This is a genomic window from Pedobacter ginsengisoli, from assembly GCF_002736205.1.
Classification (GTDB): domain Bacteria; phylum Bacteroidota; class Bacteroidia; order Sphingobacteriales; family Sphingobacteriaceae; genus Pedobacter; species Pedobacter ginsengisoli_A.
Map to the genome: position 1 here is coordinate 1575413 of NZ_CP024091.1, position 16338 is coordinate 1591750.

Genomic DNA, 16338 nt, shown 5'->3' on the forward strand with positions numbered 1-16338 from the left:
TGTGTGATCAAGATTTTAGCTAAGTATGATCTTCGTCACTTATTTCTCTTTCCTTTTCCATCATTTCATCATCGAAAAGGATTCTAACAGCAGGAGTAAAGGTGTCGTCATTCTGGCCGGATTTAATTGCCCAAAAAAAAGCCACAAGAAATATCATTGCTAACAAAATGCTGCAACCGATAAGAAAATAGATCATTTCCATAATAATTTATTTTTGTGGGCAAAGAGCCTTACTGATATTGTGGTAAACAGGATAATTGTAATGGTACTTATGGGCATTAGTATTGCTGCCATTAATGGAGATAATAAGCCCTGAACTGCAAAGTATAAACCTAGTGCGTTGTACATCAGGGAAAGAATAAAAGAAAGTCTAATTACTTTAACACCATCTTTAGCTTGCTGAATAAATTGTGGTATTTTATGAAATGATATGCCATCCAATATAGCATCACAGCCTGGAGAAAAATTATTGATATTATCTGTTATAGCAACACCAAGGTCACTTTGTTTTAATGCCCCTGAATCGTTAAGGCCATCACCAAACATCAACACTTTCTTACCTTCCTTTTGAAGTTGCTGTATATAATCAAGTTTGTCTTGTGGCGATTGTTTGAAATGCAGTTTTCTGGTATCTTCAAAGAACGGGATTAGTTCTGCTTTTTCGTGATCATGATCCCCTGAGAGTAGATGTAAATCTGCCCAGATACTTAATTTTAGCATTAGTTCTTTAAAACCATTTCTCCATTGCTGCTTGATTGTAAAATAGCCCATATAAAAATCATTGATCGTCACATGGATTGAACTACTTGGGGAAGAGTTTTTCAGCGGAAGGTTAAGGAAGGTAGAACTTCCCAATTTTACGTAATTTCCATTAACCTTACCACTGATACCTCTTCCAATCTTTTCAGTATACTCTATTACAGGAAATAATTTAGGTTTATTAATAAATTTTGTTAATTCACGACTCAGTAAATGCCCTGAATTTCTGGCAAGATCACTGATTAGCTGCATGTGTTCCTCACTTATACTACCGTTAAAAGAAAGTGTGGCGGCATCTGGACTAGTTATCGTTCCCGTCTTGTCAAATACATAGGTATTGATACGCGCCAGTTCTTCAACAACTGAAGTATTTTTCAAATAGAATCTGTTTTTGTCAAAAACAGATAATACTGCCGCTAATGTAAAAGGTGAACTCAAAGCTAATGCACAAGGACAAGCTATAATTAGAACGGCGGTAAAAGAAGCAAGTGCTTTAGATGAATCTGAATAAAGCCAAAAAATACCAGAACTTAGAGCTATTACTAGTAGTATAACACTAAAATATCTGCTGGCTGTATCACTAAATGTTTTAATCTTTTTTTTGGATTCAATAAAAGCACTATTGTTCCAGAGTTGGGTCAGGTAGCTTTGCGATACGGGTTTCAATACTTCCATTTCAATTGAACCTGATAGTTGTCGGCCCCCGGCATAAATAATTTCGCCTAATGTTTTTTTTACAGGAATAGATTCTCCTGTTACGAAGCTGAAGTCAATTTCGGCATCACCTTTAAGTAGAATGGCATCTGCAGGCAAAATTTCGTGACTACGTATTAGGATTCTGTCGCCAATTTTTAAGTCACCAAGAGCAGTTGGTTTTTCAATTTCTTCATTAATTACAGTTACAGCTACCGGAAAATAAGAACGATAATCTCTTTCAAAGGAAATGTGATGGAAAGTCCTTACCTGCATCCATTTTCCTATTAATAGAAAGAATACCAATCCGCAAAGTGTATCTACAAAACCTGCTCCTGTATGTGATATGATCTCGTATAGTGAGCGAAAAAACATAACCAGGATACCAAGTGCTAATGGGAAATCCAGATTTAATCTTTTTGCTTTTAAATTTGTCCATGCAGAAAAGAAGTAATCTCTTCCGCTATATAAAACAATAGGTAAAGAAAATGCCAGGTTAAGCCATCCAAAAAAATCCTTAAATTCATGCTCAAAATCACCAAGGCCAAAATATTCTGGAAAACTTAATAACATAACATTGCCAAAACAGAAACCTGCTACTGCAATTTTTGTTATAAGAGTTCTATCCGTCTTTCTGGAGTTATTGTTTTTTACAACATCTTGTAAACTTATTAATGGTTCATAACCAATTGAAGATAAGAGTTGCACAACTTGCTTTAAAGTAATTTTATTGTTTTTAAATGTTAGTGAAACCTGTTTTTTAAGAAAATCAATTCTTGATTGCAATATACCAGGTTGCAGTAAATGAATATGCTCCAACAACCAAATACATGAACTACAATGGATGGCAGGAATATATAATGTTATAATCGTTTTACTATCGTCTTCAAAATCAATCAGCTTTCTAGTAATTTGTTTAACATCAAGGTAATCGAAATTTGAAGTTAACTTACTTTGAGTTTTTCCAGGGACCTTGTTATAAAGATAATAGTTGGAGAGGTTGTTCTCCGTTAAGATTTCATAGATGGTTTTACATCCTGAACAGCAAAATTTTTTGTTATTCTGGATATATTCCTGACTTATAATATCCTCTCCACAATGAAAACAATGCTCTTCTGATAAAATTAGGCTTCCTTTTAGCATCTCTTAAAAAGTATGCGTCAAAGTTCAATATTTATATAAAGTACAATAGTGATCCTAATCTTCTTAATAAATGATATACATCATTTTTTTAATTATGATAGGTGCTGAAAAAGTAACTTAGTTTGCGCAACCATCTTTAGTTTATTTAAAGAACCATATTTAACTTGTCTAACGCGTTCTTTGGAAATCTTTAAGTTTTCTGCAATAGTGTCCATATCAATTGGTCCACTAGCAGTTAACCCATAAAAATTCTCCAAAATATAGCATTCTCTTTTAGTAAGTTTGACTTTCATTATGCGCCTTAGTTCTATCAGCAGAGATGATTTTTCCATTTGATCTGGATTTATATCTGGATTATTGTCTGCTATGAGATCAAGAAGTGTTGAACCACTTTCATCATTTATTTCTTCATCGAGCGATCTACAACGTCTGGATATATTAGTGAGTTCATTTATTAGTTTTACACTAAATCCTGTATCATCTGCTAACTCCTGTAAAGTTGGTTCACGCTCCAATTGCATTAACAGTTTGACTTTTGATTTATTTATACCAGTAACACTAAGAATTTGGTTTTGTGGCAATCTCATTGTTCTATCACAATTAGAAATGGCTGCTAAAATGGCTTGTCTTATCCACCACACTGCGTAACTAATGAATTTAAATCCCTTTGTTTCGTCAAAGCGAGAAGCAGCACTAATTAAACCAATATTACCTTCATTTATAAGATCATTGAGACTTATGCCATTGCCCAAGTATTTTTTTGCGACCGACACAACAAAACGTAAGTTAAGAATAACAAGTCTATCCTGAGCGGCTTGATCACCACTTCTAATTTTCATAGCTAACTCTACCTCTTCCTCAACTTTGGCTAGTGGCATTTTTTCTAAATCATTGAAATAACGTCTGGTTACATCGTCGCGATTTGTTATTAGTCTTTGAATTTTTATTGCTCTCATTTTAGTATTTAATGAAAGCAAATCTATGGACACTAACGTTTTAATGAATGGCTAGCCCTATTCTTTAGTAAATTCTCCTGTTTTAGAAAATTAATGCAATTTATTATTCTGATCTCCTGTAATATTTTACTTTGATACAAAACGTTATTCTTCAATTTATGGACTTGGATGAATTATTTCTTATATATCGGCCAATTTATTTTTCAGAACCGGATTTGGATTTTACACATCTGAAGCCAGTATTTTGCAAACCTGTGTCGGGGGATGATTTCATTCTTGCTGTTACCCTGTAGCCTTTACAATATGAACTATTGCACATAAACGACCCACCCCGGGTTACTTTCTTTGGAACTGTAGGTTCATCAGGATCAAAACTCGTTGTTGGTCCTTTTGGGTTAATAACTGTTTTAGCTTTCAGGCTTTCGTAGTAATCGTTTGTGTACCAGTCTGAAACCCATTCCCAAACATTGCCGGCCATATCGAATAAGCCATATGCATTGGCAGGGAATGATCCTGTTGGTGCCAAGCCATGATACCCATCCCAGTCTGTATTTTTATCCGGAAAGCTTCCTTGCCAGGTATTTGCTTTGGGTTTTCCAATCTCAACCTGCTCATTTCCCCAGGGATATATTGTGTTTTTCTGTCCTCCTCTTGCTGCATATTCCCATTCGGCCTCAGTAGGCAATCTTTTACCCGCCCATTTTGCATAAGCATTTGCATCTTCCCAGCAAACCTGGGTAACCGGATAATTATCTCTACCTTTTAAATTACTCTTTGGCCCCTCAGGATGCTTCCAGTCTGCTCCGGGCGTCCACGCCCACCATTGAGATGCATCGTGAAGAGGAACGGGCCTGGAAGGAGGGTTAAATGTTAGGGAAGCAGCTACTAACAAATCCTCTGATGGCTTTGGTGTTCCTGCAGGTAATTGTTTTTTAATTTCTTCCCAATCAGGTGTCCTCTCTGCTACTGTTTTATAACCTGTGGCCTTCACAAATTGGGTAAATTCAGCATTAGTAACTTCTTTTTCATCCATCCAAAAGCCATCTAGTTTGACCAGGTGTGAAGGGTATTCATCTGTACGCCCCTCATTGTCAGTTGCACCCATTAAAAATGTGCCTGCTGGAATCCACTTCATTCCTTTAACAGAGCTTCTTGAAGTCGAAGAAAGCAAAGAATCCTGCTGACTGTGCATTGCTATACCATACCTGCTTGGTAAATTATCGGAGCATGACTCAGCCTTATTAAGATTAGCAGTATTTGTTCCTTCAGATTTATTGATCGGATTGCAGGAGAGCACCAAAAAAATGGGTAACAATAGGAGAGGTCTTTTACTACTGTAATTTTTGGCGAATAAAGGGGATACTTTTATTGTGAAATTAACTTTGTCCATTTCTAACGAAGATAGCCAATTAATCCTAAGGATGGTAAATAGCTTAAGGAAATCGCTATTCTCTATTGCTAATATTTTTAGTGCTTCCTGTTGACCTAATATTAGGTTGTCGAAATTATATTTGGTTCTGTAAGGAGGATCAAGTTAAGGTTTATTTTTTATATTTTAAATAATTATAAATCAATATATTGAATTTATTTATTTAAATTAATACATTATGTTTGATTAATGGTTTTTTAATATTTTATTCTCTATTTCATTGCAGGATTTTAAATGAATTATGCCCGAATTTTAATGTTTATTGGGACAGTTGTGGATGTCACATTACGAGATTTTTACAAAATATACCCGTTACAAGTACCATCACAACCAATAAAAGTGTAAGTCTCTACTTATCGTGTGGCATCACAAACACCCTTAAAATATCCAATGGATTCCGCTATTCCCGCTAATGGATCTTTCATGTCTTTTTCATATTCTAAGCTGCATGAACCGGTGTAGTTTACCTTTCTTAGCATCTTTACATACGCCGGGATGTCAATTATACCGCGGCCAAGCTCACAGGTGGAACCATCTTTTGTGGCAGCAGTTACATTTTTTAAATGCATATCAAAGATACGTTTAGAGAATTTTTGAAAATCGGCCACCGAATCACGTCCATCTCTTTTGTTGTGTCCCATATCAAAGCATATTCCAATGCGATTGTCAAGGTTTTTAATGAGGTTGTAAATACTTTCAGCACTTGGATATAGCTTATCCTCCGGGCCATGATTATGGATTGCATATCGAATATTATATTCCTTTGTTTTTTGGGCAACGTAGTCCAAGTCGTCATGTAATGGGATACCTATAACCAAGTCAACACCAACTCTTTTGGCATAGTCGAATGCATCATCTATTTCTTTTCTTGTTTTAGTGTATATAGGTCCTACTGCATAGCCAGTTACATTATTTTCTTTAAGTTTAGCATGAAATGCAGCTATTTCTTCAACTGTACTTTTATATGGTAGGTGAAAGTCTTTAATACATAGATAATGTACATCAACTTTTTTCATGATCTTTAAAGATTCATCCAAATTAAAATTAATAAAGCTATAGCCAGCAATACCTAATTTAAAAGGGTCCGGTTTTCCTTTAGAGGTTTCTGATTTAACAGATGTGGCAAAAGCAGTTGGTATGCTTACTAAACTAGTTGAGGCTAGCCCTAATATTCCTTTTTGCAAAAAATTTCTTCTTGTAGTCATAATATTTTCACTTATTTTCGAATTTAGCTTTTAATATTGTTTAGTTCTAACTTCAATAGACTAAATTTTTTCAAGTTTTCAGAGCAAAGTTTGCGTAATTATTGAGACTTATTTTATAATATTAATGGTTCGCTAGTCAATAATGCCATACATTTTTTTAAGCATCTGTGCTGTTTTACTTAACTCTCGATTACTTAATGGACGATCATAAAGAAGAAATCTTGAAATATCGCCGATAAAGGATTCTGTACCAGGGTGCTCTACGGCATTACGTTCCTGTCCAATAGCTAGTTTTGAAGAATTAGCTAACTTATTGACCGGAAAAGGATGGCTAACAATAGGTGAAGTGCCGTTGTTTAAGTACAAAGCAAGTGTAACTGTATCAGTTCCTTTGCCCATTCTGCCTATTAGCAGGTAGTACTTATCAATTTTAAGTATAGAATTAGCAGTAACACGTGGATTATTATCATCCCATCTACCAAATGTTACTCCATTTCTGCTACCCATCCAAATACTATTGTCGTCATTAAGTCCAGCCCATATACCTTCATAATTTCCCCCATTCTTTAAATTGCCAAAAAAAGAATTTACATCTTTTAGCTCCCCTAATTGCTTTCCAGCCCTTAAAATACAAAACCAGGTGTATCCGCTCCCTCTTATCAAATAGTCAAACGCATCCTCATTGTGGGCAATAAGTTCTTGTTTGTTAAAAGCAATTGTATTGTGGTTGTTTAATTCTGAAAGCTTATTTCTTAAAGAAGGCATCCCCGAGCCTTTCACTTTTCGTCCCTCATCTTGTTTAACAAACTCTTTAACAACAGGTGTTAAGGCTTGATTTATCCATTTCTCCACTTTATTTTCTTCGTTTACAACAACGCCTTTATCAGCATCAAGATCAACAATTAATCCCTTTTGAAGGATGATTAACGGCAATTTTACTAATGTAAACCCACTTAAAATAGATATTAGTAATAATGGGGCGTAGACTAATTTATTCATCTCATTAATATAAAAATTTATTAAGTGATCTTAAAAATATAATTTATATTAGATTGAATTATGAAAACACGCTCTATTTTATTTTTTCTATGTTTACCTTTGTTAGGTTATTCACAAAGTGATTCAACTAATGTTGATTCCAGCAAAGTCTATCAGAAAATGATAGGAAAGTTGGATACTTCTGCTTTAGTTAAGTTTAATGCACTTCATTCTCCTCCTCAATTTAAAGGAGGCATGCAAGGATTTGCAGCATACCTTAAAGGAAGTTTGGTGTATCCTGATAAAGCCAAAAGAAACGGCACATCAGGAAAAGTTCTGTTGTCATTTGTAGTAGAAAGCGATGGTTCAATAAGCAATGTTGTTGTAGAAAAAGGAATTGGTGACGGTTGTGATGAGGCGGCTGTAAAAGCCATTCAAAATTCCCCAGCCTGGATTCCGGGTGTAATGAACGGACGTCCAGTAAGAGTAAAATATAATATTCCATTATCTTTTGGTGCCAAGAAATAATAATATTGTTTAATGTTATATAAGCACTACCTTTGCAGCAATTATGTTCAGGAGCCTTATCGCTTTTTCTTTAATTTTTATGATGCTGACTGCTAATTTTAGCAGATTCTTTATTTATGCAGGATTTGAGCTGAATAAAAATTATATTGCTTCGGAGCTTTGCGAGAACCGGGACAAGCCAATGATGCATTGTAACGGGAAATGTTATCTGATGAAAAAGTTAAAGCAGGCTGAGGAAAAAGAAAAGAATCAAAGTCGCGCAGCTCAAAAAGGTCATTTTCAGGAAGCATTAGTCACAAATAAAACAATCTTCAACTTTTTACCCCAATTAATTAAAGTTATTAAACTTGTGGAGTTGCCTTTTGCACTCCCAAGGCATTCCGCTGCTATATTCCATCCACCACAGGCGTAGCCAATACGTAAAACAGAATACCATATTCTGATATCTTCATGGAATAACAATTATACTTTAATTATTTTATAATGCACCTATTCAGATACTTATATATATCTATAGGCTTGGCTATGATGCTTTGTCATGTGCAAGCCCAAACGCAGCCTGTTAAAGGCCATATTTACGATTCGCAAACGCGTCAGCCTTTGGCAGGCGTTATTTTAACAACAAGTACAGCCCAGCAAGTGGGTAAATCCGATGCGAAAGGATACTTCGAAATCTATAGCGATCAACTTGATGGGCAAATAAAAGCAACTCTATCTGGATACAAATCTCAGATCATTAAAATTAGTACCAATCAAAATGAACTCAATGTTCAACTTGAGGCTGATGGAGTAAGTCTTAATGAAGTTAGGATAGCAGGTTATAGTGAAAATAAAACGAGCAAGGAAACAGCAGGAGGGATTTCATTGATAACTTCAAGAGATATCAATCGTGGAAGTGCAGTCTCGCTACAGCCCGCACTAAACTCAATTCCAGGAGTTCGGATGGATCAAAGTACACTTTCAGAAGCCCGAATTTCAATAAGAGGTAATGGGATACGTGCATCTTACGGCATCCGTAATGTAAAGATTTATGTAAATGAGATTCCCGTTACAGAAGCTGATGGTACTACAAGAATTGAAGCATTGGATGTAAATAGCATTGGTAGGGCTGAGGTAATAAAAGGGCCTGCTTCAAGTATTTATGGTGCAGGAACTGCAGGGGTGATTAACTTTCAATTACAGCGGTCGCCATACCAAGAACAAAGTATAGAAGCTTCGGCGCTTGTTGGTTCTTATGGCTTACATCGATTAGCCACAACGTATAAAAGTGGTGGTGATAAAGTAAATAGTTACGCATCTTATGGCTGGCAGGAATATGATGGTTATCGAGAGCATAGTAAAGATATGCGTAGGTTTTTGACCGGTAACTTTCAACTTTTTCCGAGCGATAAACGCATTATTACCTTAATGCTGAATAGGACTACACAATATTCGCAAATCCCCGGATCATTAACCCAGGATCAGCTTACTGCAAATCCAAAGCAAGCTAATGCCACAAATCTTGATAAAGCTGCTGGCAGATATCAGAACTGGACAAGGGTAGGCTTAGGGCAACAATATCACTTTAACGATCACTTCTATAATACCACAAGTGTTTTTACTTATTTCTATGATTTAAATCATCCTCTTCCTTATGCGTATATCCGTAATACCTATCAAAGTTATGGAGGTAGAACCCGCTTTATATACGATCCCGCATTTAATGTTTTACCTACCAAATTTACTGTTGGTGCAGAATTTAATAATGGCCTAACTAAGGGTATCCAGTATGTAAATAACCAAGGCAAAGAAGGAGCGATAAACTCTAATGTGGATTATCGAAATACTCAATATTCAGTGTTTTATCAATCTGAAACAGAGTTGGCTAAGAAGACCACTTTAACTCTAGGAATCAGTTATAATAGTTTGAACTATGATCTTCGTGATTACCTGAAACAAAATCAGAGTGGGATAAAAAAATTCGATCCACAAGCAACACCACGTATTGCCCTTAGTCATACTTTCAGTGATGCGATCAGTTTGCATGCAAGTGTAAGCTCAGGGTTTTCTCCACCTTCAAGTTCCGAAATAAAGAATGTTGATGGTTCTATCAATCCAAATCTGCAAGCAGAAAAAGGTATGAACTATGAGTTCAATGTGAAGGGGAACCTTTTAAAAACACGTTTAGAATATGATTTGGCTTTGTTTAAAATGGACATGAAAGGCGAGTTAATTGCTCAATCTATACAACAAGGTATTACAATTTATAATAATTCAGGTAAAACGAGCCATAATGGTGCGGAACTATCCTTGTCCTATCAGCTATTCAAACCTGAAGACGATAACCAGATATTTAGTTTGCGTCCATTTGTGGCCATAACCTATTCCGATTTTAAGTTTAAAGATTATAAGATTTTAAATGCACAGAATCAGATTACAGCTATATACGATGGAAATGAGCTAACTGGTATAGCTCCATGGATGATAAATGCAGGTATAGATTTTGAAGCAAAAAATGGATTGTATTTTTATGGAAGTTATTTTTATAGTGATAAACTGCCGCTTAATGATGCAAATACAAACTATAATTCTTCTTATAATGTTGTAAATGCCAAATTAGGATACAAAAAGCAAGTAGTTAAGCACTGTGAATTAAATATTTATGCAGGTCTAGATAATATTCTTGATAAAAGCTATAGTTCAATTGTTTCCTTAAACGCAGCCAGTTTTAATGGTGGGCAACCCGCATATTTTAATCCTTCACCAAAACGAAATGGTTATGGTGGGCTAAATGTTAAGTACATATTTTAATAATCATCAAAATGAACAGAGTAATAATAATACTGTTTGCTGGAATCATTTTTCTTGGCGCATGTAAAGAAAAGCAAAATAAAATTACAATTGGCACCTTACGCACAGAGGGTTTGGCTGTGGGTTCTTATCTTACTTATGACAGCAAAGGCAATCCTGTACTTTGTTGGTCCGAGCAAGATGCTAAGGATTCTTTATACCGCTTAAAATACGCTAGTTATAATGAGCGAAACAACACTTTTAGTATTCCTGTTACTGTTCCCGCTTCCAGCGGGATCAGTATTTCAGCAGAGAGTATGGGTAAAATAGCCTTTAAGTCTGATGGGACTGTGATAGCTGTGTTTTCAAAACGGTTTCCTAATGAAAGAAATCCCTATGCTGGAGCTATTTACTATAGCTCTTCCACAGATAATGGAAAAACGTGGTCTGATTCGCAATTTCTGCATTCTGATACAACGCATAATTATGGACGCAGCTTTTTTGACATCACTAAATTGAAGGATGGAGAGCTTGCGGCCATATGGCTTGACGGACGTTATGGCAAAAGCATTAAAGGCTCGGCCTTGTTTTTTAATAAAACAACTAAGGGGAATGGGTTTGGTATGGACACTTGCCTGGAAAAAGGCACATGTGAGTGCTGCAGAACTAAGATCCTTTCTGATAAACAAGGGAATATTCATTTGGCCTACAGGAATATAACACTTCCAACGGGTCTTGCAGACAAACAGGTTCGTGATATGGGGTATAAATTATCTATCGATAATGGTAAAACATTTAGTGCTGTAAAAACCATTAGTAAAGATAATTGGCAAATAGATGGCTGTCCGCATTCAGGGCCTTCACTTGCTACTACAAGACAAAGTGTAAATGCAGTTTGGTTTACTGCAGGTGGTGGTTCAGGTATTTATTATTCTTCATCAGGTAAAAATGCAAGCTTTGGTGAGCGCAGGTTAATTACTGCTCATGGCAGACATCCTCAGCTAGTTTCGCTTAAAAATGATAAGTTGTTTATGGTTTGTGAAGAGTTGAAAGATAAACCAGAGGAAAAGCCAATGAAAATGAAGCATTCTCATGGAGGAATGACAATGGGCCATGAACAAGCTGCAAATTCAAAAATTGTATTGAGGATTTTAGCATCTGGAAAAGAAGATAAAGTTATCACCATTACGGATGGACAACAGCCAGATCATCATGCAGTAATTTTGGCTTTAGATAGAGGAGTGTTAATGGCATGGATAAGAGAGCAGAATGGCCAGTCAGAAATATGTTATACCAAAGTAGATACAAATTAATTCACGGTTTCCTTTTTAAGATTCATTAAAACACTTTTATAGTCAAAAATGTTTCTAACATAGAACCTTATATTATGAAACTCAAAAAAGTTGATCCATCAATTACTTACTTTGGATTTATTACTGGACTTTCTATTGGTATAGTTGTGAGTATTTTGTTTACAAGAACCAGGACCATTACAATAAAAGAAGAGCAAAGCAGTAAGCAAACCAACTTAATTAAGACTGATGAAATAGCAGATTATTTAGCATACCTTGGTCACCGGGCAGAGCAAGATCCTTTATATTAAAGCTATTTTTATCTACAACTTGAGTAAAAATTTTCATGAACTGGGTAATTAATGGCAAATAAACGAGCTGATGTGGGTATAAACGCATAAATACCATTGGTATGTTATTTGCCTATAAGCACATCGTGATTGTAAATATTATTGTCGCAACAGTCTTCCTTGTTTAATATACCTTAATGAAAGTAACATATACACAAATTCAATCCAGAAAAATTCTCCTTGCTTTTTTGGTTATAGTAATTGTTTTAGCTCTTGCAGCTCTTTTTGTTCGTAATTCCATATCGCATAAATTAGAAAATATAGTTAAGCAAGCTAACAATGTAGAAGTTGATAGTTCCAAACCGCAACAAATATTGTTGCTGTTGCATCAGGCTGATGATGACTTTCAGGAGTCCTTATTAAATGTGAAAAGTACAAAAAGTGCAGATTATAAAGCAAAACTATCTAGAGCTTTTGATGAGATTGATACTTTATTAAAAAGAAATGCGGATACGTTACAGCTAACCCCTGATCAAAGTGTAAAAGTTAAAAGTTGGTACAATAAAAAGCTTCAGCTTTCAGGTAAGCTGTACTCACTTAAACATAATTTTGATTCTTTGCTAACAGCTTATGCCACTTTTGAGGCACAAGGGAGCATGGGCGAAGAAAAATTGGTTACTACACTTAAATCCAACAGGAATGTAAAAAGCAAGACGGATACTATTCGTAAGGAGGTAGTAGTTCAGAAGAAAGGACTTTTTTCAAGACTAAAAGATGCCATTTCTAATAAATCAGCAACTTCACCTACTGCTGTAGTTGAAATAAACCACCGTCAAGTAACAGAAAATTCAGCGCTTGCAACCCGTAAAGGAGCTGGAAAGGAGAGAACTGTGTACTTAAATAAACTGCAGGAACTTCAGGAAAGAAATGTTAAAATGCTTACCATGCAACGTGAACTGATAAGCCTGAACGATCGAATTAGTACTGAACTGGAAAATATAATTAATGAGGTTAAGGCACTTAATTATAATATAGCCGATGAATTTAAAGCAATGGCTTTCAAAAGTTATCAGGAATCAACAGATCTGCTAAACAGATTGTATTTGGCAGCTTTATTTTTAGTTTTGGTTTTTGCGGTGCTCCTAATTGTATTCATAGTAAAACTTAACGGCTCAGAAGTGCAATTGCGTAATGAAAATGAAAGAGCAGTTACCATTGCCCAGCAAAAGATGGATCTTTTATTACATATGAGTCATGAAATAAGGAATCCACTAACGGCTATAAAAGGTTTTTTGTATATATTCAGTCAAACAGAATTGTCAAAACGGCAATCTGATATGTTAGATTCTATCAGATTATCATCGGATATGCTTCTAGGCACTTTGAATGATACTCTTGATGCTGCTAAGATGGAAAATAGTGAATTTAAATTTAATACAGATCCATTTAATCCAGATTTTATACTTAAAAGTGTAATTGAAAATATGGAGTTCAGCGCAACAAAGAAAAAACTGGTACTGAATTATGAGTTTAAAGGAGATAAAGAGGCTATTTTACTTGGCGATAGTTTTAGACTAAAGCAAATTATGATTAACCTGCTAAGTAATGCCATCAAGTATACAAAAGAGGGTCAGATTACGGTGAATGCTGAATTAACCAAACTGAATAATGGACCTAAATTGGAAGTGAATATAATTGATACTGGTATGGGAATCAGTGCTGATCAGCAAGCGAACCTGTTTTCTAAATATTATCAAACGAATTCCTCTAAAGGTAAAACGGGTACGGGACTGGGACTCTATATCTGTAAACAGTTTGTAGAACTACAGGGAGGAAAAATAAGTGTAAAGAGTGTTGAAAAAGTAGGGAGTACTTTTAGTTTTTACATTCCATATGTAGAAAATGTAAACAATGGGGAAACAGTCGTAAATCAAACTCCAGAAGACCCACTTTCGCTATTAAATGGAATAACTATACTTGCTGTTGATGACAATGATTTAAATCTAAAATTTCTTAAAATGATGACGCAAAAATGGAATGTTAAATTCTATAGCGCAGGAAATGGAAAAGAAGCACTAGATGTTCTCAATAAAGAAAATGTAACAGTGGTTTTAACAGATATTCAGATGCCGGAAATGGATGGATATGAGCTTCTGCAATCAATTAAGAAACTACCTGCTCCACAAAATAAACTACCGATAATAGTCATTAGTGCAAGCCCTGAGGAATTTGAAATGAATAAAATCCTAACCAAAGGGTTTTCCGGTATAGTTAGTAAACCGTTTATAGAGGCGGGCTTAATTGAGCAGATAGTTAAAGCTTTAAAGGGGTAGGTTTAATGCCTACCACCTTTTTCATTTCTTTTATCATGTTTGTTGTTATCCCTTGCCTCACGAGACTTGTTTTTGTTGTTTACAGGTCTGGCCTGTCTAATGCTTCTACCGTCTCTAATTGCTACTTGTTTTCCTTTATAACCTTTGTATTTGCTGTATTCTTTAACATGCACTTTATGCGACAAATAAGGCTTAGGCGAGTTAATTACAACTTTGTAGCTATTGTACAAATCATAGGTCCTATACCTTGATGGCAAACTATTATTGAATGTCCATTTTCCATTATTTAGATAAATATATTGTTTATTTGGTACATTGTAATAAGCATCTATATCAGGTAGATAATAATAATCAACATGATCATAACCAACCGGTCCCCATTGTGGTTGTGAACCGATATTTATATTTACACTTACTTGTGCTTTAGTGTTTATGCTGCTTAACGAAGCTACTCCGAAAGCTACAGCCAAAAGTATTCTTTTCATTTTGTGCGATTTTATTTGATCTGGATAGAGCAATGAATATACCGAAGACTAAAATAAAGCGTATGTAATCTGCCGGATCTTATTATTTACCGACCGAAAGCAAGAATATACCGACAAAATCAATCAAATAATCTTCTATATTCGTTGTAAAATCTTTAACCTGGAAAACATCAGATGAGAACTCCTGTCCTAACTTTGCTACTTTTAATATTTGCGTTAATCACCAATGCCCAGTCTACTTATGTAAGGCTCATTACCAATAAGGGAAACATTACCCTGCTTCTATACGATAAGACGCCTAAACATAGAGATATGTTTCTGCAAGCAATTAAAAAGGGACTTTATAATAAGGCTCAGTTTAATCGTGTCATAAAATCTTTCGTAAGTCAGGGAGGGGAACTGGACGAAACTATTCTCGAAAGAGAAAAATTACATCCTGAATTACCAATACAACGGTTAGCTGCTGAGATAACTCCAATATTGTTTCATAAAAAAGGAGCCCTTGGAGCTGGAAGGAATGATAATCCAGAGAAGAGTTCCTATTTTAGCCAAATATATCTAGTTGTAGGTAAGCCACAAACAGATGAACAGCTTGATGCATTGGAAAAGAAGAAAGACATCAAATTTTCACCATCACAACGAACTACTTACAAAACACTTGGAGGGACACCCCATTTAGATAATGATTATACCATTTTTGGTGAAATCATAGAGGGAATGGATGTTGCCGACGCAATTAATAACGTAACAACAAACAGAAATGATCTTCCTTTAGTGCCTGTAACTTTTAAAGCCGTCGTGCTATCAAAAAAAGAAGTGCAAAAACTTAATAAAGCCCGACTATGAAAGTAGTGCTCTTTAGTATGCTGCTTTTAGTACTGAGCTTCCAAAAGCCTACAATTGATAACGATAAAGGCAGATGGAAACCCTATTACATAGATGCTGTACCGGCCGTTATGGCTACCGATTGGAAACTGCCATTTGATGTAAGTGACAGAAAAGACATAAAGCAAATCAAGATAATCAGCATATTCGGAGATCACCGGGATAGTTTTTATAAAGGTCATATACACACCGCTATAGACATTAATCCGTTAAAATCTAAAACAAGTTTGGTAAGTGTCTATCCAATAGCCAATGGGGTTGTGTGTTCTGTACATTTAGCAGAAAATCAGCAGACTATAGTAATAAGGCATAAACTTACAGATGGTAAAGAGATCTTTACTTCTTACAAACACCTAAAAGAGGTTTATGTTGGTCAGGGGCAGCCGGTAACCCTACAAACAAAACTAGCCCGCCTCTTTACAAAACAAGAATCGAAAAAATATGGAGGAGACTATCATCATCTTCACCTCGAGATCCGTAAAAGCTTTGACGATTACGGTTGTGCTAGTTGGTTAACAATGAATCAAAAACAACTCAATCAACGTTTTTATAACCCATTAATCTTTTTAAAAACAAAATTAAAAAATTAGCCT

Annotated in this window: 15 protein-coding genes; 8 read left to right on the plus strand and 7 right to left on the minus strand. The window is 35.3% G+C overall.

Going from position 1 to position 16338, the window contains the following annotated elements:
* Positions 1-19: 19 nt before the first annotated feature.
* The 6 genes from ccoS to CPT03_RS06455 all read right to left on the minus strand — a co-directional run bounded on the left by ccoS (position 20) and on the right by CPT03_RS06455 (position 7184).
* Positions 20-202 (minus strand): cbb3-type cytochrome oxidase assembly protein CcoS, encoded by a 183-nt coding sequence (gene ccoS / locus CPT03_RS06430; RefSeq protein WP_099438067.1) that lies wholly within the window; start codon positions 200-202, stop codon positions 20-22.
* Complete coding sequence (locus tag CPT03_RS06435) at positions 193-2595, minus strand: heavy metal translocating P-type ATPase (RefSeq protein ID WP_099438068.1); 2403 nt, start codon at positions 2593-2595, stop codon at positions 193-195. Before CPT03_RS06435 ends, ccoS begins: the two co-directional genes overlap by 10 nt.
* 92 nt (positions 2596-2687) lie before the next feature.
* Complete coding sequence (locus CPT03_RS06440) at positions 2688-3551, minus strand: RNA polymerase sigma factor RpoD/SigA (protein ID WP_099438069.1); 864 nt, start codon at positions 3549-3551, stop codon at positions 2688-2690.
* Between the two features lie 196 nt (positions 3552-3747).
* Positions 3748-4866, minus strand: coding sequence for a formylglycine-generating enzyme family protein (locus CPT03_RS06445; protein ID WP_245869991.1), 1119 nt, complete (start codon positions 4864-4866; stop codon positions 3748-3750).
* A 467-nt stretch (positions 4867-5333) separates the two neighbouring features.
* A complete protein-coding gene (locus CPT03_RS06450; protein WP_099438071.1) occupies positions 5334-6185 on the minus strand; it encodes a sugar phosphate isomerase/epimerase family protein in 852 nt (283 codons plus the stop codon).
* A 132-nt stretch (positions 6186-6317) separates the two neighbouring features.
* Positions 6318-7184 (minus strand): hypothetical protein, encoded by an 867-nt coding sequence (locus CPT03_RS06455; protein WP_099438072.1) that lies wholly within the window; start codon positions 7182-7184, stop codon positions 6318-6320.
* A gap of 60 nt (positions 7185-7244) precedes the next feature.
* Between CPT03_RS06455 and CPT03_RS06460 the strand changes: the two genes are divergently transcribed.
* From CPT03_RS06460 to CPT03_RS06485, 6 genes are all read left to right on the plus strand, one after another.
* Entirely contained in the window at positions 7245-7691 is a 447-nt protein-coding gene (locus CPT03_RS06460; protein WP_099438073.1) for an energy transducer TonB, read from the plus strand.
* Positions 7692-7902: 211 nt separating this feature from the next.
* Entirely contained in the window at positions 7903-8103 is a 201-nt protein-coding gene (locus CPT03_RS23050; RefSeq protein WP_245869992.1) for a hypothetical protein, read from the plus strand.
* A gap of 71 nt (positions 8104-8174) precedes the next feature.
* Entirely contained in the window at positions 8175-10481 is a 2307-nt protein-coding gene (locus tag CPT03_RS06470) for a TonB-dependent receptor (RefSeq protein ID WP_099438075.1), read from the plus strand.
* Positions 10482-10492: 11 nt separating this feature from the next.
* On the plus strand, positions 10493-11773 hold the full coding sequence (locus tag CPT03_RS06475) for a sialidase family protein (protein ID WP_099438076.1): 1281 nt from the start codon (positions 10493-10495) through the stop codon (positions 11771-11773).
* A 74-nt stretch (positions 11774-11847) separates the two neighbouring features.
* Entirely contained in the window at positions 11848-12063 is a 216-nt protein-coding gene (locus CPT03_RS06480) for a hypothetical protein (RefSeq protein ID WP_099438077.1), read from the plus strand.
* Positions 12064-12239: 176 nt separating this feature from the next.
* Positions 12240-14375 (plus strand): ATP-binding protein, encoded by a 2136-nt coding sequence (locus tag CPT03_RS06485; RefSeq protein ID WP_099438078.1) that lies wholly within the window; start codon positions 12240-12242, stop codon positions 14373-14375.
* A gap of 2 nt (positions 14376-14377) precedes the next feature.
* On the opposite strand, the gene CPT03_RS06490 is transcribed toward CPT03_RS06485, so the two are convergent.
* Entirely contained in the window at positions 14378-14860 is a 483-nt protein-coding gene (locus CPT03_RS06490; protein WP_099438079.1) for a hypothetical protein, read from the minus strand.
* Positions 14861-15034: 174 nt separating this feature from the next.
* Here CPT03_RS06490 and CPT03_RS06495 point away from each other — a divergent pair, with 174 nt between their 5' ends.
* Positions 15035-15706 (plus strand): peptidylprolyl isomerase, encoded by a 672-nt coding sequence (locus CPT03_RS06495; RefSeq protein ID WP_099438080.1) that lies wholly within the window; start codon positions 15035-15037, stop codon positions 15704-15706.
* On the plus strand, positions 15703-16335 hold the full coding sequence (locus CPT03_RS06500) for a M23 family metallopeptidase (RefSeq protein WP_099438081.1): 633 nt from the start codon (positions 15703-15705) through the stop codon (positions 16333-16335). The genes CPT03_RS06495 and CPT03_RS06500 overlap by 4 nt, the downstream gene beginning before the upstream one ends.
* Positions 16336-16338 lie beyond the last annotated feature (3 nt).